The sequence below is a fragment of the Tabrizicola sp. BL-A-41-H6 genome, from assembly GCF_050632395.1.
In the GTDB taxonomy this organism is placed as follows: domain Bacteria; phylum Pseudomonadota; class Alphaproteobacteria; order Rhodobacterales; family Rhodobacteraceae; genus JAUYQR01.
On record NZ_CP192600.1, the window covers coordinates 2,432,627 to 2,455,228 of the forward strand.

16 protein-coding genes are annotated in these 22,602 nt (G+C 65.4%); 4 read left to right on the top strand and 12 right to left on the bottom strand.

Annotated elements, in window-relative coordinates:
- Positions 1-4 precede the first annotated feature (4 nt).
- Genes ACROUL_RS11910 through ACROUL_RS11920 form a run of 3 tightly spaced genes read right to left on the bottom strand, consistent with a single transcriptional unit; the run spans position 5 to position 3,382 of the window.
- Positions 5-1,168 carry a malate--CoA ligase subunit beta gene (locus ACROUL_RS11910; protein WP_431299688.1) on the bottom strand — a complete coding sequence of 388 codons (1,164 nt, stop codon included), beginning with the start codon at positions 1,166-1,168 and terminating at the stop codon, positions 5-7.
- Positions 1,169-1,222: 54 nt separating this feature from the next.
- Complete coding sequence (locus tag ACROUL_RS11915) at positions 1,223-2,161, bottom strand: HpcH/HpaI aldolase/citrate lyase family protein (protein ID WP_431299689.1); 939 nt, start codon at positions 2,159-2,161, stop codon at positions 1,223-1,225.
- An 18-nt stretch (positions 2,162-2,179) separates the two neighbouring features.
- Positions 2,180-3,382, bottom strand: a complete 1,203-nt coding sequence (locus tag ACROUL_RS11920) for a pyridoxal-phosphate-dependent aminotransferase family protein (protein ID WP_431299690.1) — start codon at positions 3,380-3,382, stop codon at positions 2,180-2,182.
- Positions 3,383-3,529: 147 nt separating this feature from the next.
- On the opposite strand from ACROUL_RS11920, the gene ACROUL_RS11925 reads away from it, so the two are divergent.
- The gene (locus tag ACROUL_RS11925) at positions 3,530-4,924 is read left to right on the top strand and encodes a helix-turn-helix domain-containing protein (RefSeq protein WP_431299691.1); all 1,395 of its coding nucleotides are present in this window, start codon (positions 3,530-3,532) and stop codon (positions 4,922-4,924) included.
- On the opposite strand, the gene ACROUL_RS11930 is transcribed toward ACROUL_RS11925, so the two are convergent.
- The 9 genes from ACROUL_RS11930 to argE all read right to left on the bottom strand — a co-directional run bounded on the left by ACROUL_RS11930 (position 4,921) and on the right by argE (position 18,528).
- Positions 4,921-8,526 (bottom strand): PAS domain S-box protein, encoded by a 3,606-nt coding sequence (locus ACROUL_RS11930; protein ID WP_431299692.1) that lies wholly within the window; start codon positions 8,524-8,526, stop codon positions 4,921-4,923. The two genes, ACROUL_RS11925 and ACROUL_RS11930, sit on opposite strands and share 4 nt — an antisense overlap.
- Positions 8,527-8,615: 89 nt before the next feature.
- A complete protein-coding gene (locus tag ACROUL_RS11935; RefSeq protein WP_431299693.1) occupies positions 8,616-9,770 on the bottom strand; it encodes a DUF1501 domain-containing protein in 1,155 nt (384 codons plus the stop codon).
- Between the two features lie 10 nt (positions 9,771-9,780).
- Positions 9,781-11,442, bottom strand: a complete 1,662-nt coding sequence (locus ACROUL_RS11940) for a DUF1800 domain-containing protein (protein ID WP_431299694.1) — start codon at positions 11,440-11,442, stop codon at positions 9,781-9,783.
- 108 nt (positions 11,443-11,550) lie between these two features.
- The gene (locus tag ACROUL_RS11945) at positions 11,551-13,101 is read right to left on the bottom strand and encodes an AMP-binding protein (protein ID WP_431299695.1); all 1,551 of its coding nucleotides are present in this window, start codon (positions 13,099-13,101) and stop codon (positions 11,551-11,553) included.
- 60 nt (positions 13,102-13,161) lie between these two features.
- Complete coding sequence (locus tag ACROUL_RS11950) at positions 13,162-13,521, bottom strand: DUF1304 domain-containing protein (protein ID WP_431299696.1); 360 nt, start codon at positions 13,519-13,521, stop codon at positions 13,162-13,164.
- A complete protein-coding gene (locus ACROUL_RS11955; protein ID WP_431299697.1) occupies positions 13,518-14,684 on the bottom strand; it encodes a M20 aminoacylase family protein in 1,167 nt (388 codons plus the stop codon). The genes ACROUL_RS11950 and ACROUL_RS11955 overlap by 4 nt, the downstream gene beginning before the upstream one ends.
- A 53-nt stretch (positions 14,685-14,737) precedes the next feature.
- Positions 14,738-15,988: an Hsp70 family protein gene (locus ACROUL_RS11960; protein WP_431299698.1), complete on the bottom strand. Its 1,251-nt coding sequence runs from the start codon at positions 15,986-15,988 to the stop codon at positions 14,738-14,740.
- 54 nt (positions 15,989-16,042) lie between these two features.
- Positions 16,043-17,374, bottom strand: a complete 1,332-nt coding sequence (locus tag ACROUL_RS11965; protein WP_431299699.1) for an NAD(P)/FAD-dependent oxidoreductase — start codon at positions 17,372-17,374, stop codon at positions 16,043-16,045.
- Positions 17,371-18,528, bottom strand: coding sequence for an acetylornithine deacetylase (gene argE, locus ACROUL_RS11970; RefSeq protein ID WP_431299700.1), 1,158 nt, complete (start codon positions 18,526-18,528; stop codon positions 17,371-17,373). Before argE ends, ACROUL_RS11965 begins: the two co-directional genes overlap by 4 nt.
- A 250-nt stretch (positions 18,529-18,778) precedes the next feature.
- Here argE and ACROUL_RS11975 point away from each other — a divergent pair, with 250 nt between their 5' ends.
- The 3 genes from ACROUL_RS11975 to ACROUL_RS11985 are packed head-to-tail and all read left to right on the top strand — an operon-like array spanning position 18,779 to position 22,558.
- Complete coding sequence (locus tag ACROUL_RS11975) at positions 18,779-19,810, top strand: ABC transporter ATP-binding protein (protein WP_431299701.1); 1,032 nt, start codon at positions 18,779-18,781, stop codon at positions 19,808-19,810.
- Complete coding sequence (locus ACROUL_RS11980; RefSeq protein ID WP_431299702.1) at positions 19,803-20,858, top strand: ABC transporter ATP-binding protein; 1,056 nt, start codon at positions 19,803-19,805, stop codon at positions 20,856-20,858. The genes ACROUL_RS11975 and ACROUL_RS11980 overlap by 8 nt, the downstream gene beginning before the upstream one ends.
- On the top strand, positions 20,855-22,558 hold the full coding sequence (locus ACROUL_RS11985; RefSeq protein WP_431299703.1) for a peptide ABC transporter substrate-binding protein: 1,704 nt from the start codon (positions 20,855-20,857) through the stop codon (positions 22,556-22,558). The genes ACROUL_RS11980 and ACROUL_RS11985 overlap by 4 nt, the downstream gene beginning before the upstream one ends.
- The last annotated feature ends 44 nt before the right edge of the window (positions 22,559-22,602 follow it).

The window sequence follows — 22,602 nt, forward strand, 5'->3', positions numbered from 1 at the left end:
CTCCTCAGGCGGCTTTTGCGGCGACCGCTTTCGCGGCGGCCTCGGCGAGGGTGTCGGCAGAGATCAGAGGAAGACCGGACGACTGGATGATCCGTTTGCCCTCTTCGACGTTGGTCCCAGCAAGGCGCACAACGACCGGGATCGTAAGACCAACCTCCTGATACGCCTTCACGACACCCTCGGCGACCCAGTCGCAGCGGTTGATCCCGGCGAAGATGTTCACGAGGATGACGCTGACGTTGCGGTCGGCCAGCACTGTGCGGAAGGCACGGACCACGCGGTCAGGGGAAGCCCCCCCGCCGATGTCGAGGAAGTTGGCGGGCTCACCCCCAGCCAGCTTGATCATGTCCATCGTCGCCATCGCAAGGCCCGCGCCGTTGATGATGCACCCGATGTCGCCTTCCAGCCCGACATAGGCCAGTCCGTGGTCGCCAGCAGTCGACTCGCGCGGGTCTTCCTGGCTGCGGTCGCGCAGTTCGGCGACCTGAGGACGACGAAATAGTGCGTTGGTGTCAAAAGACATTTTGGCATCAAGCGCTACAAGGTCACCGGCGCCGGTGATCACAAGCGGGTTGATCTCCACCATCACGGCGTCAAGGTCGCGGTAGGCGCGGTAGCAGGCTTTCAGGATCGTGACCATCTGGGCGATCTGGCCGCCTTTCAGGCCAAGCTGAAACGCCAGTTCGCGCGCCTGGAATTCGCTCAGGCCCACGGCAGGGTCGATCGTCATGCGGCGCAGGCTGTCGGGATCGGTTTCCGCCAGCTCCTCGATCTCCATCCCGCCGTGGGCTGAGGCTACGATCATGATCCGCTCGGATTTGCGGTCGAGGACAAAGCCAAGATACATCTCACGGGCGATATCCGAGGCGGCTTCGACCCACAGGCGATAGACGCCCTTGCCATTCGCATCCGTCTGCTTGGTCACCAACTGCTTGCCGAAAAGCGTTGCTGCAAAGGCCGCGACCTCGTGTTCGTCGCGGCACAGCTTCACGCCCCCAGCCGCCCCCCGGCCACCCGAATGGATCTGCGCCTTGACCACCCAAGCACTGCCGCCTAGCTCGCGGGCGCGGTAGCCCGCCTGTTCCGGGCTGTAGGCCAGCCCGCCGCGCGGCACCGGCACGCCAAAATGCGACAGAATTTCCTTGGCCTGATACTCGTGGATGTCCATGAGGTTCCTCCCGTAACCTTATGTAAGGGGGGCGCTATCGCCCACCCTGCCCGTTCAGCGCGTGCCGATCGCCTCGGCCACCGCCAACAGGTTCCGCGCCATCTTTTCCGACGCCGCGTCGATCATCTTGCCGTCTAGGCTCGCGGCACCCTTGCCCTGCGCCTCGGCCAGTTTCAGTTCCTCGATGATGCGGCGGGCCTTGTTCACCTCGGCCTCGGTCGGGCTGAACACCTCGTTGGCCAAGGCAACCTGCGACGGATGGATCGCCCACTTCCCCTCGCAGCCCAAAGCCGCAGCCCGACGCGCGCCATCGCGGTAGCCCTCGGGATCGGAAAAGTCACCGAACGGCCCGTCAATCGCCCGCAACCCGTAGGCGCGGCAGGCAATGACCATCCGGGAAATCGCGGCGTGCCACTGGTCGCCGGGATACATCGGGTTCAACCCACCGATATTCACCGTTCGGGCGCGCATCGAAGCGGCATAGTCCGCCACGCCAAAATGCAGCGCCTCAAGCCGCCCGCCGAACTGGGCAATGGTTTCGACATTCGCCATGCCAAGCGCAGTTTCGATCAACGCCTCGAGGCCCACCTTCGTGGCATAGCCCTTGGCCTGCTCGATCTGGTTGACCATCGCCTCAACCATGTAAAGGTCGTCGCGCACCCCGACCTTCGGCACCAGCAGGGTGTGCACACGGGCTCCCGCCTGCTCCATCACATCCACCACGTCGCGGTACATGTAATGGGTATCAAGACCGTTGATCCGGACCGAGACGGTCTTGCCCTTTGCGGCCCAGTCGATGTCATTCAGCGCCTGAATGCAGTTTTTGCGCGCCTGTTCCTTTTCCGGCGGTGCCACCGCATCCTCAAGATCAAGGAACACATAATCGGCGGGGCCGTCGGCGGCCTTGTCGATCATCGAGGGGTTGGAAGCCGGAACAGCAAGTTCAGACCGCTGAAGCCGCTGCTTGCGCAGCGGATGAAGAGTATGGCTCATCTATCTGTTCCTGATGTTTTATTCAGCAGCCATGCGCAGGGTGGCCTGCGCCATGCGGCCCTGCGCATACCAAGCCTGTGCCGCAGCAACGCCCGAGCCGAACTCGATATCCGCCCCCGCCTCGACCAGCGCCATCTCCGCCACCGAAAGCGCGGTCAGGCACATGCCTTCGTTCAGGTCACCAAGGTGGCCGATGCGGAATACCTTGCCGGCCAGCCGCGCAAGCCCCGACCCGAAGGAGGCGTTGTAACGCTCATACCCGATGCGGATCACCTCGCGCGCATCCACCCCGTCCGGCACGCGGATCGCGGTCACCGTGTTCGATGCAAGCGACGGATGTTCGGCGCAGGTCATCAGACCCCAGGCCGCCACGCCACGGCGCACGCCTTCGGCAAGCCGGGCATGACGGGCGATGACGTTGTCCAGCCCCTCGGCGTTGATCCGGTCCAGCGCACGGCGCAATCCGTGCAGGATCTGCGTCGGCGGAGTGTATGGGAAGTATCCGGTCTTCGTGGTTGCGCCCATGTCGCGGAATTCGAAATAGGCGCGCCGCATCGTCGATTTCTCGGAGGCTGCCATCGCCTTTTCGCTGACGCCAAGGATGCCAAGCCCTGCCGGGCACATCAGCCCCTTTTGGCTGCCCGTGACCGCCAGATCGACGCCCCAGTCATCCATCCGGAAGTCGATGGAGCCTACCGACGACACGCCGTCCACAAACAGCAGCGCGTCATGGAAGCAGTCGTCCAGCACCCGGCGCACGGCGGCCACATCGCTGGTCACGCCGGTCGCAGTTTCGTTGTGGGTGACGAAGACCGCCTTGATCTCGCCCTTGCGGTCCGCTGCCAACCTCCGCATGAACTCTGACACCGGCACACCCGCGCCCCAGGCCACGTCGATCACATCGACCACCAGCCCAAGCCGCGTCGCCATTTCCGCCCAGAGGGTAGAGAACTGGCCGTGGCGCGCCATCAGCACCCTGTCGCCCGGGTTCAGTGTGTTGGTGATCGCCGCTTCCCAAGCGCCGGTCCCCGACCCCGGAAACAGCATGACCTGCCCCGTGGTGGTGCGGAACACTTGGCGAAGATCGGCCAGGATGCCAAGCGTAAGCGCCCCGAACTCCGGCCCACGCTGATCCTGCATCGCGACGTTCATCGCCATGCGGACGTCCTCCGGCACATTCGTTGGTCCAGGGATGAAAAGGTGGTTGGTTCCGGTGCGCATGTCAGGCCTCCCTTGTTCGTTGGCCTCTCCTGTCACCATTCGCTCAATGTGCAAAAGCAAACCGCGTCGCGCTGTAAACGCGAGAATTTACAAACGCCCACTTCTGTAATATTGTAATGTTGACAAAGCAGGGATGTGTGCATCGGTATGCAGAAAACCTTCATCGGGCCGCACCTGCGGCGCTTGCGTCTGGACCGCAACGAGACGCAGGGCGCAATGGCGCGTGCGCTCGGGATCAGCCCGTCCTACGTGAACCTTCTGGAAAACAACGAACGGTCCGTTTCGGTTCAGGTGCTCTTGAAACTGTTCGAGGCTTACGGCGTCGACTGGCGCGAGATTGCCGAAGAAGACGGCTCCGGCCAGTTGGCCGACCTGCGCGCCTCGCTGCAGGACCCGCTCTTTGCCGACGCCCGCCCCGACCTTACGCAATTGCGAGCGGCCCTTGTCCATGCGCCCGACCTTGCCGCCGCGTTCCTGCGCCTCCATCGCAGTTGGCAGGCCGCAACCGACCAGCTTCTGTCCCTTGGCGAAGGCGACGTGCGCGCAATCAACGCCACCCCCGAAACCGCCGTTCACAATGTCTTTCGCCGCCAGCGCAACCACTTCCGCGATCTGGAAGACGCGGCCGAGGCGTTCTGGACCAGCCCCATTGAGCGCGACGAAGTCTATGTCGCCCTGAAACGCCGCCTGCGCGACGGGCTTGGCATTTCCGTTCGCCTCGCCCGCGTCGAAGACCTGCCCGGCACGTTGCGCCAATATGACGAGGCGCGGCGCGAGATTCTGCTGTCCGAAGCGCTCGATCACACCAACCGCACCTTCCAGCTTGTTCACATGTGCGGCCTTCTGGAACAGCGCGACCTTCTCGACACCCTGATCGCCCGCGCTGGCATCGCCGATCCGCGCGGCGTGGCGCGGCTGCGGGTGGAACTGGCGAACTACTTCGCCGCAGCCGTGCTGATGCCCTACGATGCCTTTCTGGCCGAAGCCCGCGCCACGAAATACGATCTCGACCACATCGCTACCCGCTTCGGTGTCAGCTTCGAGCAGGCCTGCCACCGAGCCACCACTCTGCAACGTGAAGGCGCACAGGGCGTGCCATTCTTCTTCATGCGCATCGACAAGGGCGGCAACGTCACCAAGCGGTTTAACGCGACCGACTTCCACCTTGCCGAATACGGCGGCGCCTGCCCGCGTCTCGATGTCCACACCTCTTTCCGCACACCCGGCAAGATCGTCCCGCAATTCGTTGAGATGCCAGACAAATCACAGTATTTCGTATTCTCTCGCACGGTTGACCGCCCGACATGGATTCGGCACGCCCAAGACAATCGCCTGGCGGTCGCGATGGGCTGCACCATCGACCATGCCGCCGAAATCGGCTATGCCGAAGCCTTCAGCGTGGCCGGCGCGCGCATGGTGCCGATCGGCATCAACTGCCGCATCTGCCCCCGCGCGAACTGCGACCAACGCGCGCATCAGGCGACGATCCTGACCCAGCCTGTCGATGAAAAACGTCGTGGTGCCACCCGCTTCGACGGCTAGGTCTGCGCCCCGGCGCAAGCAATCAACGCCTCAGCCAGCCGGTCCAGCCGGATCGGCTTGGCGACAAAGCCCGCGAACCCGGCCCCAAGGTATTCCTCCACCTGATGCGTCATCGCATTGGCCGTCACCGCAATCGCCGGCGGGCAGCGCTGTCCGGTCGCGCGCGCCTGCGCCTGCACCGCCGCCAGCGTGGACACCCCGTCCATCCCCGGCATCGCGATATCAAGTAGCAGCGCGTCGAAATCCCCTCCCGCACAGGCCACCAGCGCCTCGGCACCGTCGGCCACGATCAGGCACCGCACCCCAAGGGCGCCAAGCATGGTCTGCTGGATCAGCCGGTTCGTCGCATTGTCTTCGGCGACCAGCACCATCATCGGCGGCACGACCGGCAGCGCGGGCTGCGCCGCCTCCGCCTCGTCGCCCGCCACCAGCGGCACCGCGATATCGACCAACGCCCGCAGGCCACGCCCCGGCTCCGCCTCCAGCGTCACGCTGCCACCCATCATCTGCGCCAGCCGGCGCACGATCGGCAGCCCAAGCCCGGTGCCGCCATAGCGCCGCGTGATGCCGCCGTCGCCTTGGGTGAACTCATCGAACACCCGCGCAAGTTCGCCTTGGGTCATGCCGATGCCGGTGTCGCTGACCTCGATTCCCAGTCGGTCCGGGGATGAAAAATCCACCCGCACCGTCACGCTGCCCGCATCTGTGAACTTCACCGCGTTGCCGATGAGGTTGTGCAGCACCTGACGGATGCGCTGCATGTCGCCCAGCCGGTATGCGTTGCAATCACCGATGCAATCCAGCGTCAGCGCCACGCCCTTTTCCTGCGCCGCCAGCCCATGCGCCGCCTCGATCATCGGGCCAAGGTCTGCGGGACGGAACGGGCGAGGGTCCAGCGTCAACCGCCCGGCCTCGATCTTCGCAAGGTCAAGGACATCGTTGATCACGCCCAACAGATGCTCGCCGGACTGCCGGATCACCCGCACCATGTCGTTCTGCACCGGATCGTCCAGCCTGCCTTCCAGCACATAGGCCATCCCCAGGACCCCGTTCAGCGGAGTGCGAATCTCATGGCTCATGGTCGCCAGAAACTGCGACTTAGCCCGGTTCGCCGCCTCTGCCGAGGTCATCGCGGCGCGTAGCCGGGCCTCCGCCTCCACAGCGTCGGTGATGTCTGTCCATGAACAGACCACCGCAGCCCCCGTCCCCGGCGCCGACAACGGCAATGCATTGACCGAGACCACCCGCCGCAGCCCGTCTGCCCGCTTGATCGCATGGCGAAAATCCCGCACCATCGCCGCGCCTGCCAGCACCCGCTGCACCGGCAGGTCTTCGGCGGCAATCGGCTGTCCGTCCAGATCGGTGATGTCCAACCCGCGCGGCCAGACCGGGGCGCCTGGCCGCGCGGCGGTTCCCAAAAACCGCTCGGCTTCGGAATTGGCAAAGATCACCCGGCCCTTCGCATCCACCGCCATGATGCTGGAAACCGAGGATTCCATGATCCGCGCCAGAAGATCGCGTTCGCGCGCAAGCGCCGCCTCCAGCGCCTTTGCCGCCGAGATGTCAAGATGCACCCCAATGATGGTCTGCGGCTGCCCGACTGCGCTCCACTCCACCACCTGCCCGCGCGAAAGCACCCAGACCCAGTGGCCATCACGGTGCCGCAGCCGCATCTCGTGTTCCACCGTGCCCACTTTGCGCGCGAAAAGCTCGGCTTCCTTGGCGATCATCGCGCGGGCATCGTCGGGGTGGATCATCGCGATCCAGTCGTCCTGCCCGATCGGGCTGATCTCGTCAGCCCGGTACCCGACGATTTCCGCCCAGCGGTCGTTGACGATGGTGCTGCCCTCATGGCGGAATTCCCAGGTGCCGACGCGCGCGCCCTCGATCACCTGATGCAGCCGCCGGTCCGCCCGACGCCGGGCTGTCACGTCCTGGTAAAGCCCCACCGTCTCTCGCGCCGGGGTCGCGCGTTCCCGCACCCAGATGATGCGCCCGTCGTCCAGCCGGTCCTCGCCATCCCAGTCGTCGGTCAACTGGCGGTCCAGCCGGCGCCGCAGATTTCCCGCTACGCGCGCGTCGGTGTCGCCAAAGACGCCGCGCGCAATGGCGGCGCGCAAGAGGTCGTCATAAAGCGCGCCCACCTCGATCAGGTCGACGATCCCCGCGAACACCCGGGCGTAATGGCTGTTCCACAAGACGAGCCGGTCTTCGGCGTCAAACACCGCAAAGCCTTCGTCCAGCGCCTCGATCGCCGCCACCAACCGGGCGCGCGCTGCCTCCAGCGCCTCCTGCTCGGCCCGCAGCGCGATTTCCTTGGCGTCGATCTCGCTCACATCCTCGATCAGCGCCCATGCCAGCCTGCGCCCACCCGGCTCGACGTTCATGAACCCGCGCAGCACCACGGGAAATCGCGCGCCGTTGTTGCGCTGCAAGGTCGTCCGGATCGGCCCGTACGACTGTCGCGCCTTCAACCCGGCAATCGCCGTTTCAATCACCCCGGCCACGTCGGGCGGCAAAAGCTGTCTGACGTTCAGACCCGGTGTCGTTGCCGGATCAAGCCCGAACACCTCATTGAACGCCCGGTTGGCATCCAGCACCTCGCCGGTGTCATAGTCGTTCAACAGGATCGGCTGGGGGCACATCTCGAAAAAAGCGGCAAACTGTCCCTCGCGGTAAGATACCATCTCGGTCGCCGTCACCGCCGCCGACACGTCGCGGATCACCGCGACAAAGCCGGTCGCCTTAGGCCCCAGCGGGGCCAGCGACACGTCCGTCCACAGCATCCGCCCCGCAATCTCGAACCCGATGCGGTGTGGGCTGCCCGAGGCCGTGTCAGGCGCCGCCATCATCCCTGCCAGCGCCGACACCAGCGGGCGCGGCAACAGATCGTTCATCCGCCGGCCAAGGCCCGCCTGGATCAGCACCGAAAGCCATGTCGCGTTGGTGCTGTGGCAGGCCACCAGCGTGCCATCCGCCGACAGTTCCAGCACCAGATCGGGCAGCGCCTGCAACGTCGCCACCAGATGCTCGCGCGCCGAAACGCTGGCCGCCTCGGCCTCGGCGCGCATCTGGACCGACGCAATCGCGCGCCCGATCGAGGTCAGAAGCAGGCGTTCATCCTCGGTCAGGCTGCGTTCGCCCGACTGGCTGTCATAACCGATCACCCCGATCAGGTGCTCGCCGTCGCGCAATGGCACCATCAGGGTAGAGGCGACGCCGATCCGCTCCAGAAACCTTCGTTCCGGCATGTCGGGCGGCAGCAGGCTTGCGCCGGGCACCCAGACCGTCTTGCCGGCCTGAAACGCCGCGTGCCAGCCCGGATGCTCCGTTGGGTCCATGTGCTGCATCGCGGGTTTCAGCGCCGCCACTCCGGGGGCCACCCATTCGTGGCTGTTGTAATGCGTGCCGTCCGCGCGCACCCGAAAGACGAACGTGCGATCAAATCCGCAAGCAAGGCTCAACCGCCCGATCACAGCCTGCACCCCGGCATCGGTCTCTCCGGGACGCAGGCCAAGCAGCTGGTTCATCAGGTCCACGACCAGATGCGCCATGCGCTCCGACCGCGCCGCGACGTGCTCAGGCGGTCTGCTGGTTCCCATCGTCCCCTTTCGCCGCACAAAGGCGGGCCCGTTGCGACAGGCTAGTCCCGATCACCCAGCGCACACAAGGCTGTCGCGCGGCACTGCGGTCACCCCCAAAGGCCCAGCGGTTGCGCTGCGAACCCCGGAAACACCGCCGAGGCGTTGGCCATGCCCATGTGACCGGTCAAAAGTTCAGACAGAACACTGCGGTAATCGGTCACCACCGCAAGGTCAGCCCCCTCGTCCAGTACCTCGTTGGTCAACCCCGGCCAGCGACCGACCATTCGCCCGCCACGAGCCTGCGGCCCCAGCACCATCATCACGTTGCCCCGCCCATGATCAGTGCCGCCCGCCGTGTTCGACCGAAGTCGTCGGCCAAACTCGCTCATCACCACGACCGACACGTCCTGTTGCGCGGACCCAAGGTCGCGCCAGAACGCCATCAGCGCATCACAAAGTCCGCTTGTCAGGCCCTGGAAGGTGCCCTCCTGATCTGCATGCGTATCCCATCCCGGCACGTCGACCGTGGCGACCCGCAGGCCAAACCCCTCCTTGATCGACTGCGCGACGGTCATCAGGGGCTGCGACAGGCGGTTGTTTTCGGGATAGGCCACCGATGGCGCATATGGCCGCAGCGCCCCATCGGTCTGCGACCACAGCCGCGCCGACACCATCTCCGACAGCCCAACCAGATCGGCAATCGGCCGCGCCAATGGCCCGTGATCACCAAATCCCGCCAAAAGCCGCGCCCGCAGCGCCGGTGCCAGCCCGCTGCCTTCGGCCAACACAAGATCCGTCAGGTTCTCCGCCACCGCCGCCCCGGCACCCAGCAGCGACGTGGGTGCTGCCGCCCCGACCGCCAGCGCCGGCATCGGTCCGCCCGGCGCCGCCGCTTGCAACCAACGTCCGATCCAGCCCGACGGATCGCCTGGCGCTACCGCAGGCCCGAAAAGGCCGCGCTCGATCCTGGCCTCGGCATCGAAATGGCTGCGCGTCGACTCGGTCAGCCCCGCCGCATGTATCAGCGTCAGATCGCCCGCGGCGTAAAGGTCGGCCAGAGCCCCCGCATTGGGATGAAAGCGAAAATCGACGTCGGCCACCTCCTGCGAGATGACCCGCCCGGCACCGTCGCCTTCGCGAAGCACCCGCAGGCTTGGCGGTCGTGCCGCGATGAAGTCGGGATCGCTGGTCGGAGAAACCAGCGACAACCCGTCCGCGCCGCCGCGCAGGAACATGACCACCAGAACGGGCTGTCGAGCCATCGGCTTGCTCCTACCGCAAAAGGAAATCGGGGGTCAGCGCTGCAAAGGCAATCGCCTGCGTGGCCAGCGTGTGGCGTTCCTCGTCAGGCAACCCCGCAATCGGCATTCCGTACCGATGCGCCGCCAGCCGCAATACATCCGCGGCGACCTCGCCGCCGCGAGCGGGCGCCACCGCCCCTGCATGGCGCCTCACGAACCCCTCCGCCGTCTCGCCGGGCAGCACGGCGACCAGGTCGGCGGTCGCTCCGTCGAACCAGTCTTCATGCGCGTCCATCACCAGATCGACGATCCGGTTCAGCGTCCCCGCCCCGGTCCACGGCGGGTTGCGGTCGGGGTGGCCGGTCGGCAGGACATACTGATGCTGCCACCACCCCGCCCGCGCCAAAAGCCCGCGGTACTGCATCTGCGTCGTTGTCACCTTGGCGCCCGTTGCCCGGTAAAGGCTCGCCAGCACCTCGAACGGTCGGCGCACCTTGGCTGGCGGTGCCTCGAACTCTGGCGACAGGACCAGCGCCCGGACCACCCGCGCAATCTGGTCCGGCGCGTCCGCACCGGCCAGAAACACATCGGCCAGCCGCGCGACCAGCCCCGCCTCCGGTTCATCACTCAACAGCCGCCGGGCGATCTTGCGGCAGACATGGCGGGCAGTACCCGGATGCCGCGCCAGGATGTCCAACACCTCGTCACCATCAACCATCGGCCCCCGGTTGGGCGGGAAGTCGCGCCCCAGCACCCGCTTTTGATAGGGGTCATGCCATGCCGCGATGAAATGAACCTCACCCGTTTCGGGCGCGCGCGACCCATCGTTCAAATCGCGCCAATCCCCCACTGACCAGCCGGTAAAGGCCCGCGCCACCTCGTAGACGTCAAGATCCAGATATCCCTCAGCAAGCCCTTCGGTCGCTCCTGGCACCTCGTCCCAGCGGCTGTACCGGTCGTTGAGGTAATTCTCCGCCCCAAGCGTGTGCAGTTCCATCAACTCCCGTGCGAAGTTCTCATTCGCCGGTGTCGCTCGGTTGGTATCGTTGTCCAGAAAATACAGCATCGACGGCGACCGTGCGACCTCACCAAGAAGCACACGGAAATTGCCAAGCGCGTGCTTGCGCATCGCCGCATCATAGAGCGGGAAGAACGCCGCGGTCTCGGCCTTCTTGGCGGCGTTCACACTGAAATGCTCGTGCCAGAACTGGGTCATCACCTCGCGCAGTTGCGCCTCGGCATGGACAGCGCGGATCAGGCTGGCGGCGATTACCTCTTCCATCGGGCGGATCCGTTCGACCCATTGCACACTGACCTCATCGCGATAGACAGCGAGTGTAACCAGATCGGCAGCTGGCGCATCCAGATACCGCAGTGGGCGCAGTTGGTCGACCGCTTCCCACTTGCGGCCACCCACCTGCCCCGCGTCAAACGCAATCCGCAGCCGCGCCGAAGACAGCATAGCGTCAAGGCCGGGGTCCGACACCTTCCGGGCCAACTGGTCATCCAGCCAGACTTCCCGCCCCATCGCTGCAATTGCGGCCCGTGACGAAGGCGATGCGCCGAATGTCAGGCGGTTCAGCCAGATCTCGTACACCGACGCCCCGGTCGGCGCGGACAAGGCAATTCCCGGTACCGCAAACAGCGACGCAGTCGCCAGAAGCCGTGTGTGAAACATGCGGCGCGTCAGCATCGGAACCCCTCCGAACTCCCGCGCACAGCATAGCACGCGGCGGCCGCAAAGGATAACCGCTATCGGCAGGGCGCGGCGGTTCGCCGCCCCGGCGTCAGCCCTCCAGCCTCAGACCGCTTTCACCCGGTCGCGCAGCACCCTGCGCAATATCTTGCCCGACGCCGATTTCGGCACCGCATCAATGAACACCATACTGCGCGGCAGCTTGTAGGACACCAACTTTCCTGCCAGCGCGGACAAAATCTCGGCCTCGGTCACCTCAGAGCCGGGGCTGCGCACGATGAACGCCATCGGCACCTCGCCCGCCTCGTCATCCGGCACCCCGATCACCGCCGCATCCGCCACCCCCGGCACGCCCAGAAGCTGCGTCTCGACCTCGGCCGGGGCCACCTGAAATCCCTTGACCTTGATCAGTTCCTTCAGCCGGTCGCGGATGAACAGATAGCCTTCCTCATCCACCACACCCAGATCGCCGGTCTTCAGCCAGCCATCCTCGATCATCGCCGCCGTTGCGTCGGGGCGGTTGTGATAACCGATCATCACCTGCGGCCCCTTGACCCAGACCTCGCCCTCCTCGCCCGGTGCGCAGTCCTGCCCGGAGATCGGGTCGACGATACGGGTGACGGTGTTCGGCGCAGTGATGCCGACCGACCCCGCGCGCGGCGTGTTGCGCGGCACTGCATGGGTCAAGGGGCTAAGTTCGGTCATCCCGTAGCCCTGGATCACGCTCGCCCCGATCCGCCGGCTCAGCGATTCGGACACATCCGCCCCCAAGGGTGCCGCCGCCGACAGCACCACCTGCAGCGACGACAGGTCGAACTGGTCGACCATCGGATGCTTGGCCAGCGCAATAGCCACCGGCGGCGCGATCAACAGCTTTTCCACACGGTGCGTCTGGATATGCCGAAGCAGCGCCTCAAGATCGAACCGAGGCATGGTGACCAGCGCCGCGCCATGGGCGACAAACGTGTTCATCAGCACATTCATTCCGTAAATATGGAAAAACGGCAGGAACGCGACCGAGGTTTCCCCCTCGCGCACATCCAGAAGCGCCAGCGCCTGATCTATGTTCACCACCATGTTGCGATGGCTCAGCATCACGCCCTTCGGCAAGCCAGTGGTGCCCGACGAATAGGGCAGCACCTGCACATGCGCGTCCAGATCGACGGCAACCTGCGCCGCCAGCGGATCGCCCATCAGGTCTTCGACGCTTTCACGACCCTCAGCCCCGCCAATCACCACGATCTCGGCTACATCCGTGCCCTGCGCACCCGCCTCTGCCACCTGCAGGAAGGCGGGGATCGTGATCAGCATGGTCGCGCCCGAATCCCGTAACTGATGTGCTACCTCCGGCGCGGTGTAGGTCGGGTTGATCGTGGTCAGCGTCGCCCCGGCATAGGCCACCGCGTGAAACACCACCGCGTAATCGGGCATGTTCGGCGCCATCAGCGCGATCACCGACCCCGGCCCGATGCCCCGCGCCGCAAGCCCGCCTGCCAGCCGCGCGATCCGCTCGCGCAACTCTGCCCCGGTAAAGGCCACCCCGCTTGGTCCGTCGATCAGCAGGGGCCGGTCGCTCCCCCGCGCCAGACCCTCAAAGAACCGTTCCGTCACGCTGATGTCGCGCAGCGCCACATCCTGAAGCGGGCTTTTGTGCATGGCTGATCCCCCCGTTTTGGCCAAGGCTAGCACGACCCACCGCGTCACCAAGGGATTTTCTCAAAACCCCGTCAGCACCGCCACCAGCGCCAGTGCCGCCGGCAAAGCCTGGACATAAAGGATGCGGCGCGAGGCGGTTTGCCCGCCATAAATCCCCGCCACCAGCACGCAGGTCAGAAAGAACACCGCCTCCTGCCACCCTTCGCCCGGCAGGCCAAGGATCAGAGCCCAGACCAGCCCCGCCGCAAGGAACCCGTTGTAAAGCCCTTGGTTGGCCGCCATCACCTTGGTGTTGGCCGCAAACACCTCAGATGTGCCGAACGCCCGCCGCGCGATCGGGCCTTCCCAAAGGAACATTTCCAGCACCAGAATCCAGACATGCAGCGCCGCAATCGCTGCCACCAGCCAGAACCCGATCATGCAGCGGGCATCCGCGCCTCGGCCATCCCGGCATACCAGCTTGATCCGAAGGGAATCGCGCTATCATCAAAGTTGTAGGCCGGATGATGCACCATCGCCGTGTCGCCATTGCCAAGGAAGATATAGGCGCCGGGCCGTTCGTTCAGCATGTAACTGAAATCCTCGGCCCCCATCAGGGGCGGAGTGTCGGTATCGACCACACCCGACACGGCCTTCGCCACCTCAGCCGCGTAGCCCGTATTTTCCGCCGCGTTCACCGTCACAGGATAGCCGCGCGCATAATTCACCTCGGCCCGCGCCCCCAGCGCCAGCGCGGTGCCTTCGACGATCTGGGCGATGCGGGCCTCGACGAAATCCTGCACCTTGGCGTCCATCGTGCGCACCGTTCCCTTCAGCTTCACCACCTGCGGGATCACGTTGTGCGCCGTGGAATCCGTCTGCACCGTGCAGACCGACACCACCACCTGCTTCAGCGGGTCTACGTTCCGGCTGGCGATGGTCTGCAACGCCACGATGATATGCGCGGCCACCACCGTCGTATCCACGCAGTCATGCGGTTTCGCGGCGTGGCCGCCCTTCCCGGTCACCGTGATGTCGAACTGGTCCGCCGCCGCCATCATTGCCCCGGGCCGGATCGCGAAATGCCCGACCGGAATCCCCGGCATGTTGTGCATCCCGTAAACTTCCTGAATGCCCCAGCGGGTGATCATGCCATCGGCCACCATCTCGCGCCCGCCGCCGCCGCCTTCCTCAGCGGGTTGGAAGATCAGCACCACCTTGCCGTCGAAGTTCCGCGTCTCCGCCAGATACTTCGCCGCGCCCAGAAGCATCGCGGTATGCCCGTCGTGCCCGCACGCATGCATCTTGCCGTGAGTCTTCGAGGCATAGGGCACCCCCGTCTGCTCGATGATCGGCAACGCGTCCATGTCCGCGCGCAGCCCGATGACCTTGCCCGCTGTATCCGTCTTGCCGTTGATCACACCCACCACGCCCGTGCGGCCGATCCCTTCGACCACCTCGTCACACCCGAAAGATCGCAATAATTCCGCCACCTTGCCAGCCGTTCTTTGCACGTCGAACAAAAGTTCCGGATGCTCGTGGAAATCCCGGCGCCAGGCGGTGATCTCGGGCAGAAGTTCGGCAAATCGGTTCTTCGGTGGCATGGCTGGTCTCCTTTGCAGCCAAGCCTGATACGAATGTCAGGGCTTCGCAAGCCCTAGCCGAACCGCCGCCGCGCCTCCAGCGCAAGCCCGGTCCCGACCGACCCAAGCATGTCCCCCGTGGCAATCTCTGCCCCCGGCAGCGCCGCCTGCACCGTCGCCCGCAAGATCGGCAACTGGCTTGACCCGCCCGTCAGGAACGCCGTGCCGATCGCCTCCGCCCCGACACCAGCATCCGAAAGAACCCGCGCCAACAGTGCCCCGATCCGCGCAATCGGCGCCTCTACCGCCGCCTCGAACCCCTCGCGCCGCAGCATCGGGTTTGGCCCGCCGGTCAAGTCTGCCATCTGCAACCGCGCGGCCTCGGCGTCCGACAGGGCGATCTTCGCCGCTTCCACACGCATCGCCAGTGCGTGACCATGCCGCCCGTCCACCACCCGCATCATCCGGTCCACCAGTTCCGGCCGCTCCGCCACCAGCCGCAGCGCCTTCAAATCACTGGCCGTCCGCGCCGTGTAAAGCGCGTTGATCCGGTGCCACGTCGCAAGATCCAGAAAATAATGTCGCGGCATCGTCCCGCCACCCTTGGTCGGTGCCAGATACCCCAGATGCGGCATTGCCTCGGCAAGGCTGAGAAGCCGGTCGAAATCCGTGCCGCCCGCCCGGATACCGTCATTCGCAAGGATGTCACCGCTCCGGTCCGGCAACCCCGCCCGCCCCGGCCCAACCCGCACCACCGACACGTCCGAGGTGCCGCCGCCAATGTCGACGATCAGCACCAACTCCTCGCGCGCTGCAGTCTGCTCGTAATGCAAGGCCGCCGCGATCGGCTCATACTGAAACGCCACCTCGCGCCAACCGCACTCCCGCGCAATCTCTGCCAGCACCGCCTCTGCCGCCGCATCCGCCGCCGCATCATCGTCCACAAAATGCACCGGGCGGCCAAGCACCACCGAGGCCAACTCCGGCACCGCCGCCACCTGTGCCGCGCGCAGATGCCCGATGAATCGCCCCAACACCTCGCGGAACGACACCGCCCTGCCCCCGACCGCCGTCTTGTCGTGAATGAGCCCCGACCCAAGCGTGGACTTCAGCCCGCGCATCAGCCGCCCCTCGTCGCCCTCCAGATAGGCCGCAACCGCCGCCCGCCCGAACAGGGGCGGCGCGCCCTCGGTCTGCCAGAACACCGCCGAGGGCAGCGTGACCGACCCTTCTTCCAACGCCAACAGCCGCGCGCCGCCGGCGTCCGCCAGCCCGACCGTCGAATTCGAAGTGCCAAAGTCGATACCGCAGGCAACACTGGTCATGGGACGCTCCGCAAAAGGGCGGCACGGGTAGCCTGCCAGACGCGCGAAGTAAAGCTACAGGCTGGGCCCCGGCGCGATGCGGCTGCCATCGCTGAACCGCGACAGCCGGAACCGCGACAGGTCATGCCCCACCGCCCGCCCCAGCACCAGATCGGCGATCACCCGCCCCATGCCCGGCCCGATGCCAAAGCCATGCCCGCTCATCCCCGTTGCAATCGTAAGCCCGGCAATCGGCCCGTGGTCGACCACCGGCACCACGTCGGGCATCGTGTCGATCATCCCCGCCCAGGCCAGCCGCAACTTCGGCCTCCCCAACGCCGGAAACGCCGCCGCAAACGCATCCTGAACCCGGCCCAGCGTCGCCATGTTGGGCTTGGGGTTCAGCACGCGCACCCGCTCGAACGGGCTTTCCCCGTCCCACCGTCGCGGCGTGCCCCACCCATCAGGATACCCTGCCGGAGCGGCAGTGCGAAAATGGGTCGAGCGGAAATCCTTTTTCAGCACAGGCAGATACGCCCCGAAGCTCGCGAACGCATCACGGCCCACAAAGAAGTCGTGCTCCGCCCCCGGTGCTATGGAATAGCCACCATCCGCGCGCCGACGAAACGCAAAGTGGTTGTCACACGCCCCGCCCGCAAACACCTCCGCCATTGGCTCCGTCGACGCAACCGAGGCCAGCACCGAAAGCTGCGGTATACGCACCCCATGCGCGCCCAAAAACAACCGCGACCACGCCCCTGCCGCCACCACCACCCGGTCGCAGGAAATCCGCCCTCGTTCCGTCACCACCCCGGCCACGCGCCCCGCCGCCACATCCAGCGACCGCACCGCGCACCCCTCCACCACGGTCACGCCACGCGCCGCCGCAGCCTCGGCCAGCATCGGCACCGCCACCCAAGGCTCCGCCCGCCCGTCCGATGGCGTGAAAATCGCCCCCGGCCAGTCGGCCACCCCGCCGACCATCGCCTGCACCTCGCCGCGCCCCAGCATCCGCGTGTCCAACTGGTGCGCGCGGGCATGCACCAACCAGTCCTCGAACCCCGCCAGATCCTTCTTCCCGTTCGCCAGATACATCACCCCGGTCTGACGAAACCCAAGGCCATCGCCCAATTCCGCCGCCAGAGATTTCCAGATCGACAGGCTTTCCACCATGATCGGCAATTCCGCCGGATCGCGCCCCTGCTGCCGGATCCAGCCCCAGTTCCGGCTGGACTGTTCCCCCGCAATCCGACCCTTTTCGCAGATCACTACCCGCTGCCCCCGCGCGGCCAGAAACCACGCCGTCATCACCCCGGTGACGCCGCCGCCGATCACCACCACGTCGCAGGCATCAGGCAATGGCCCGTGAAACCGGACCGCAGTCGCCTCGGATATCGGAAAACTCACCCCAGATGCTCCACCAGCCGCTGCATGAACGCATGCCCCGCCTGAAACTCGCTCACCTCGATGAATTCGTCCACCTGATGCGCCTGTGCGATGTCGCCCGGCCCGCAGACCACCGCCGAATACCCCGCCTCCTGAAACTGCCCCGCCTCGGTGCCATAGCTGACCACACCCGTCGCGTTGTTACCCGTCAACCGCCGCACCAAGGCCTCCGCCGCACCGTCAACTTCGGGCCGCAAAGCAGGCACACCAAAGAACTTTTCCAGGTGAACCCCCGCCTCCGGCCGCTTCGCCTTCAAGCTCGCATCAAGCCGCGCCGCCTCGGTCTCGACCGCCGCAATTCGCGCCGCCTCGTCATCATCCGGCACCACCCGCATCTCGATCGCAAACCGGCAATCGCCCGCCGTGATGTTATGCGCCGTGCCGCCCTCGATCATTCCCACATGCATCGTGGTGAACGGAGGGTCGAACATCGCCGCCACCGCCGAGGGTTGCGGCGCCTGAATCGCCGCGTTCTGGTCGTTCACCCACTGGATCAGCCGCGCGCCCTCCATGATCGCCGACACGCCATAGGACAGCAGCGACGAATGTACCTCGAACCCCTTCACATGCACATGAAACCCGGTGCCGCCCTTGTGTCCCGTGATCAGCGCCATGCGGCTCGGCTCGCCCACCACCACCGCCTCGCCCTTCGGCACCACGCCCTGCATCGCCGCAATCATCGGCGGCGCGCCGGTGCAGCCCACCTCTTCGTCGTAAGACAGCGCCAGCTGCAGCGGCCGCTTCACGCCCTTGCTGTGCGCCTCGACCAGCGCCCAGACCGCCAGCGCATCGAACCCCTTCATGTCGCAGGTGCCGCGCCCGTAAAGCCTCCCGTCCCGCTCCGTCACCGTCCACGGGTCCGATGTCCAGTCCTGCCCATCCACCGGCACCACGTCGGAATGGCCCGACAGCACCACCGCGCCCTCGACCCACGGCCCGACATGCGCGAACAGCGCCGCCTTCGTGCGGTCCTCGTTCCACGACCGGTGCGCCGCGATTCCATGGCTGGCCAGATAGCCCTCCAGCCAGTCCACAAGGTCAAGGTTGGACACACGGCTCACGGTCGGGAAACTTACCAGCTTGTCCAATAACTGACGTGGCGTCAGGGTGTTCATTTGCAGCACGGCCTTTCCAACTAGATGTTGTGGCCAGCCTCTTCCCGCAGCAAGGCCAAGTCAATATCTGGCAAATTGACCGGCCAACCTTGCAGATTGCCGACGATCTGCGATGGAATGCAGCAGCGAAACGGGATTGATAGGTGATGAAAAATCGGGAACAGTTGGCGGGCACAGGGGGGTGTTATTTGACGCTTTTCCTGAAATGCCAAATAAAACAATAACTAAGAAGCGACACGGGGAGTGTTGAATGCCCGATCGGGCCGTGCCCGTCCTTGAAGTCAAGGGCCTCAAGACCGTTTTCCGCACCCGTGGCGGCGAGATTCACGCGGTCAACGATGTCAGTTTTCACCTCGACAAGGGTGAATTGCTGGGCGTCGTCGGTGAAAGCGGCTCTGGCAAATCCGTCACCATGATGTCGCTGATCGGCCTCTTGCCCTCGCCCCCCGCCGATGTGCGCGGCGGCACAGTCATGCTGAACGGTCGCGACCTTTTGAAGATCAGCCCGGAAGAACTGCGTTCCGTCCGCGGCGCCAAGGTCGGCTTCGTGTTCCAGGACCCGATGACCTCGCTGAATCCGGTGTTCACCCTCGGCAACCAGATCATGGAACCGCTGATCAAGCACATGAAGATGTCGAAAAAGCAGGCCGAGGCCCGCGCTATCGAGCTTCTGGAACTGGTCGGCATCCCGGATGCGAAGAACCGCCTGTCCGCCTACCCGCACCAGTTTTCCGGCGGGATGCGCCAGCGCGTGATGATCGCCATCGCGTTGGCCTGCGACCCAGACGTGCTCATAGCTGATGAACCCACCACCGCGCTTGACGTGACGATCCAGGCCCAGATCCTCGAACTGGTCAAGGAACTGCGCCAGAAGCTTGGCATGGCGATCATCTGGATTACCCATGACCTTGGCGTGATCGCCGGCATCGCGGACCGCGTAATGGTGATGTATGGCGGGCAGGTCGTCGAACAGGCCCCGGTGCGCGAATTGTTCTCCAACCCGCAGCACCCCTACACCCGCGCGCTTCTGAAAACGATCCCAGCAATCTCGGGCCCGCGTGAGGCGCGCCTCAAGGTGATCGAGGGTCAGCCCCCGATCATGACCGCCGCGCCCACCGCCTGCCCGTTCCGCGCCCGCTGCGAACATCGCTTCGAAACCTGCGACCGGGTGAACCCGCCGCGCCGCGCCATCGACGGGCTGGCTTTGGGCCAGGGCCACGACGTCGCCTGCCACTGGGCAGCGCCCGCCCCCGCCGTGCAGTCCGAGGTGGCCCATGCTTGACGCAGCACCCAAACCGCTGGTTCAGGTCACCGACCTGAAAATGCACTTTCCGATCTACTCGGGCATCTTCCGCCGTCACACCGGCGACGTGAAGGCCGTCGACGGTATCAGCTTCGATATCCTGCCCGGCGAGACCCTCGGTCTTGTCGGCGAAAGCGGCTGTGGCAAATCCACCGTCGGCCGTGCGCTGCTGCGGCTTTACGAAGTCACCGCCGGCAAGGTGGTGATCGACGGCGAAGATGTGGCAAGCCTTCCACCCGAGGCGCTGCGAAAAAAACGCCCGACCATGCAGATGGTGTTTCAGGATCCGCAAGCCAGCCTCAACCCCCGCATGACGCTGGCCCGCATCATCTCCGAACCGCTCGACGAACACACCGACTGGACCGAAGCAAGAAAACTGGAACGCGTCTACGAACTGATGGATGCCGTCGGCCTCAACCGCCGCTTCGCCAACCGCTTCCCGCACGAGTTTTCCGGCGGCCAGCGTCAGCGCATCGGCATCGCCCGCGCGCTGGCCCTGAACCCCAAGTTCATCGTCTGCGACGAACCCATCGCCGCCCTCGACGTATCCATTCAGGCGCAGGTGGTGAACCTGCTGGAAGACCTGCAGGAACGCTTCGGCCTGACCTACCTCTTCATCAGCCACGACCTGTCGATGGTCCGCCACATCGCAGACCGGGTCGCCGTGATGTATCTGGGCAAGATCGCAGAACTCAGCCCCCGCGACGCGCTCTATTCCCGCCCGCTGCACCCTTATGCCGAGGCGCTCCTCTCGGCGGTCAACGAACCCGATCCGGTGCGCGCCGCCACCCGCAAGCGCATCATCCTCAAGGGCGACGTGCCCTCGCCGGCAAACCCGCCGCTGGGCTGCAATTTCTGTACCCGCTGCCCCAAGGTCTTCGACCGCTGCCGCGTGGAAGACCCAGCATTGCGTCAGGTGGAACCGGGCCGGTTCGTCGCCTGCCACCTTTTCGATCAACAAGCCGCCGCCGGCCGAACCGGCGCACCCGAGGTCAACGAGCGTAACCAACAAGGAGAACTGCAATGAAACTCAGAACCGCCCTCCTGGGCGCAGCAGCCGTGATGGCATGGGCGCCTGCCGCCTTTGCCGAACGCGGCACAGACGGCGAGGTCAAGCTTACCTTCCCGCAAGCCGTGTCGATCATGAACCCCTACCTGTCGGGTGGCACCAAGGACATCTACGCCTCCTCGATGGTGCTGGAGCCGCTGGCGGGTCTCGACCCCGATGGCAACCTCGTCACCAAGCTTGCCGCTGAAATCCCGACCCGCGAAAACGGCGGCATTTCCGAAGACCTGACCTCGATCACCTGGAAACTGCAGCCCGACCTCAAGTGGTCCGACGGCACCCCGGTCACCGCCGATGACGCGGTTTTCACCTGGCAGTATTGCACCGATCCGGCCGGCGGCTGCGCACAAGCCACCAAATACGAAGGCGTGGCATCGGTCGAAGCCGTCGATCCGGCGACCATCAAGGTCACCTTCTCCGGCCCAAAGCCGAACCCCTACACCGCCTTCGTCGGCGCCCTGTCGCCGGTTCTGCAAAAGGCCCAGTTCGCAGCCTGCCTCGGCGCCGCAGCCCCGACCTGCACCGATCAGAACAACATGCCGATCGGCACAGGCCCGTTCAAAGTGACCGGCTTCACCGTCAACGACACCGTGTCGATGGCGATGAACGAAAACTACCGTGACCCGGCGAAACCGGCCTTCGCGACCGCCGTAATCAAGGGCGGCGGCGATGCCGAAGGTTCGGCCCGCGCGGTGATGGAGACCGGCGAATTCGACTACGCCTGGAACACCCAGATCCCGCCGGACAGCCAGGCTGCGATGACCGCCGCCGGCAAGGGCCAGTTCGTCGTGGCTTTCGGCACGCTCGTCGAACGGCTCGAGATGAACACCACCGACCCGTCGCCAGACCTGCCGGAAGGTGAACGCGCAACCGCCAAGCACCCCCACCCGATCCTGTCGGACATCAAGGTGCGCACCGCGCTGTCGAAGGCCATCGACCGCTCGATCCTCGTCGAAGTCGGCTACGGCGCCGGTGGCAAGCCCACCTGCAACGTGATCCCCGGCCCCGACGCCTGGGCCTCGGACAACGACGGCTGCATCGCGCAGGACATGCCGGGCGCAATGGCGCTTCTGGACGAAGCCGGCTGGAAAGACAGCGATGGCGACGGCATCCGTGACAAGGACGGCAAGAAACTGTCGATCCTGTACCAGACCACCGTCAACCCGATCCGCCAGGACTTCCAGGCGCTGATCAAGGATTGGTGGACTGAACTTGGCGTCGAGGTCGAACTCAAGGCCATCGACCCGGGCGTCTTCTTCGGTGGTGACCCCGGCTCGCCGGACACCTTCCAGAAGTTCTACGCCGACGTCGAGATGTATGCCAACAACTCCGACAACCCCGACCCGGAAACCTATCTGGGCCAGTATCAGTGCAAGAACGCACCGACACCGGAAAACGGCTGGCAGGGCGAAAACATCAACCGCTTCTGCGATCCGAAGTATGACGAACTGCATGCCAAGCTGACCCAGACGACCGATGTCGCCGAACGTCAGACCATTGCCAAGCAGCTCAACGACATGGTGACGAAAGACAGCATGATCGTCGTTCCGCTGGTGCACCGCGGCACGCTCTCTGCACATTCCAACGCTCTTGGCGGCGTGCAGATCAACGCCTGGGACTCGGAACTGTGGAACGTCGCTGACTGGTTCCGCGTGAAGTAACCTCCCTGGCGGGGCCGGTCATCCGGCCCCGCCGCCTTCCTTCC

Coding starts and splice junctions, on each gene's coding strand:
- ACROUL_RS11910 (WP_431299688.1), bottom strand. CDS start 1,168: ATGGACATCCACGAGTATCAGGCCAAGGAAATTCTGTCGCATTTTGGC.
- ACROUL_RS11915 (WP_431299689.1), bottom strand. CDS start 2,161: ATGAGCCATACTCTTCATCCGCTGCGCAAGCAGCGGCTTCAGCGGTCT.
- ACROUL_RS11920 (WP_431299690.1), bottom strand. CDS start 3,382: ATGCGCACCGGAACCAACCACCTTTTCATCCCTGGACCAACGAATGTG.
- ACROUL_RS11925 (WP_431299691.1), top strand. CDS start 3,530: ATGCAGAAAACCTTCATCGGGCCGCACCTGCGGCGCTTGCGTCTGGAC.
- ACROUL_RS11930 (WP_431299692.1), bottom strand. CDS start 8,526: ATGGGAACCAGCAGACCGCCTGAGCACGTCGCGGCGCGGTCGGAGCGC.
- ACROUL_RS11935 (WP_431299693.1), bottom strand. CDS start 9,770: ATGGCTCGACAGCCCGTTCTGGTGGTCATGTTCCTGCGCGGCGGCGCG.
- ACROUL_RS11940 (WP_431299694.1), bottom strand. CDS start 11,442: ATGCTGACGCGCCGCATGTTTCACACACGGCTTCTGGCGACTGCGTCG.
- ACROUL_RS11945 (WP_431299695.1), bottom strand. CDS start 13,101: ATGCACAAAAGCCCGCTTCAGGATGTGGCGCTGCGCGACATCAGCGTG.
- ACROUL_RS11950 (WP_431299696.1), bottom strand. CDS start 13,521: ATGATCGGGTTCTGGCTGGTGGCAGCGATTGCGGCGCTGCATGTCTGG.
- ACROUL_RS11955 (WP_431299697.1), bottom strand. CDS start 14,684: ATGCCACCGAAGAACCGATTTGCCGAACTTCTGCCCGAGATCACCGCC.
- ACROUL_RS11960 (WP_431299698.1), bottom strand. CDS start 15,988: ATGACCAGTGTTGCCTGCGGTATCGACTTTGGCACTTCGAATTCGACG.
- argE (WP_431299700.1), bottom strand. CDS start 18,528: ATGAACACCCTGACGCCACGTCAGTTATTGGACAAGCTGGTAAGTTTC.
- ACROUL_RS11975 (WP_431299701.1), top strand. CDS start 18,779: ATGCCCGATCGGGCCGTGCCCGTCCTTGAAGTCAAGGGCCTCAAGACC.
- ACROUL_RS11980 (WP_431299702.1), top strand. CDS start 19,803: ATGCTTGACGCAGCACCCAAACCGCTGGTTCAGGTCACCGACCTGAAA.
- ACROUL_RS11985 (WP_431299703.1), top strand. CDS start 20,855: ATGAAACTCAGAACCGCCCTCCTGGGCGCAGCAGCCGTGATGGCATGG.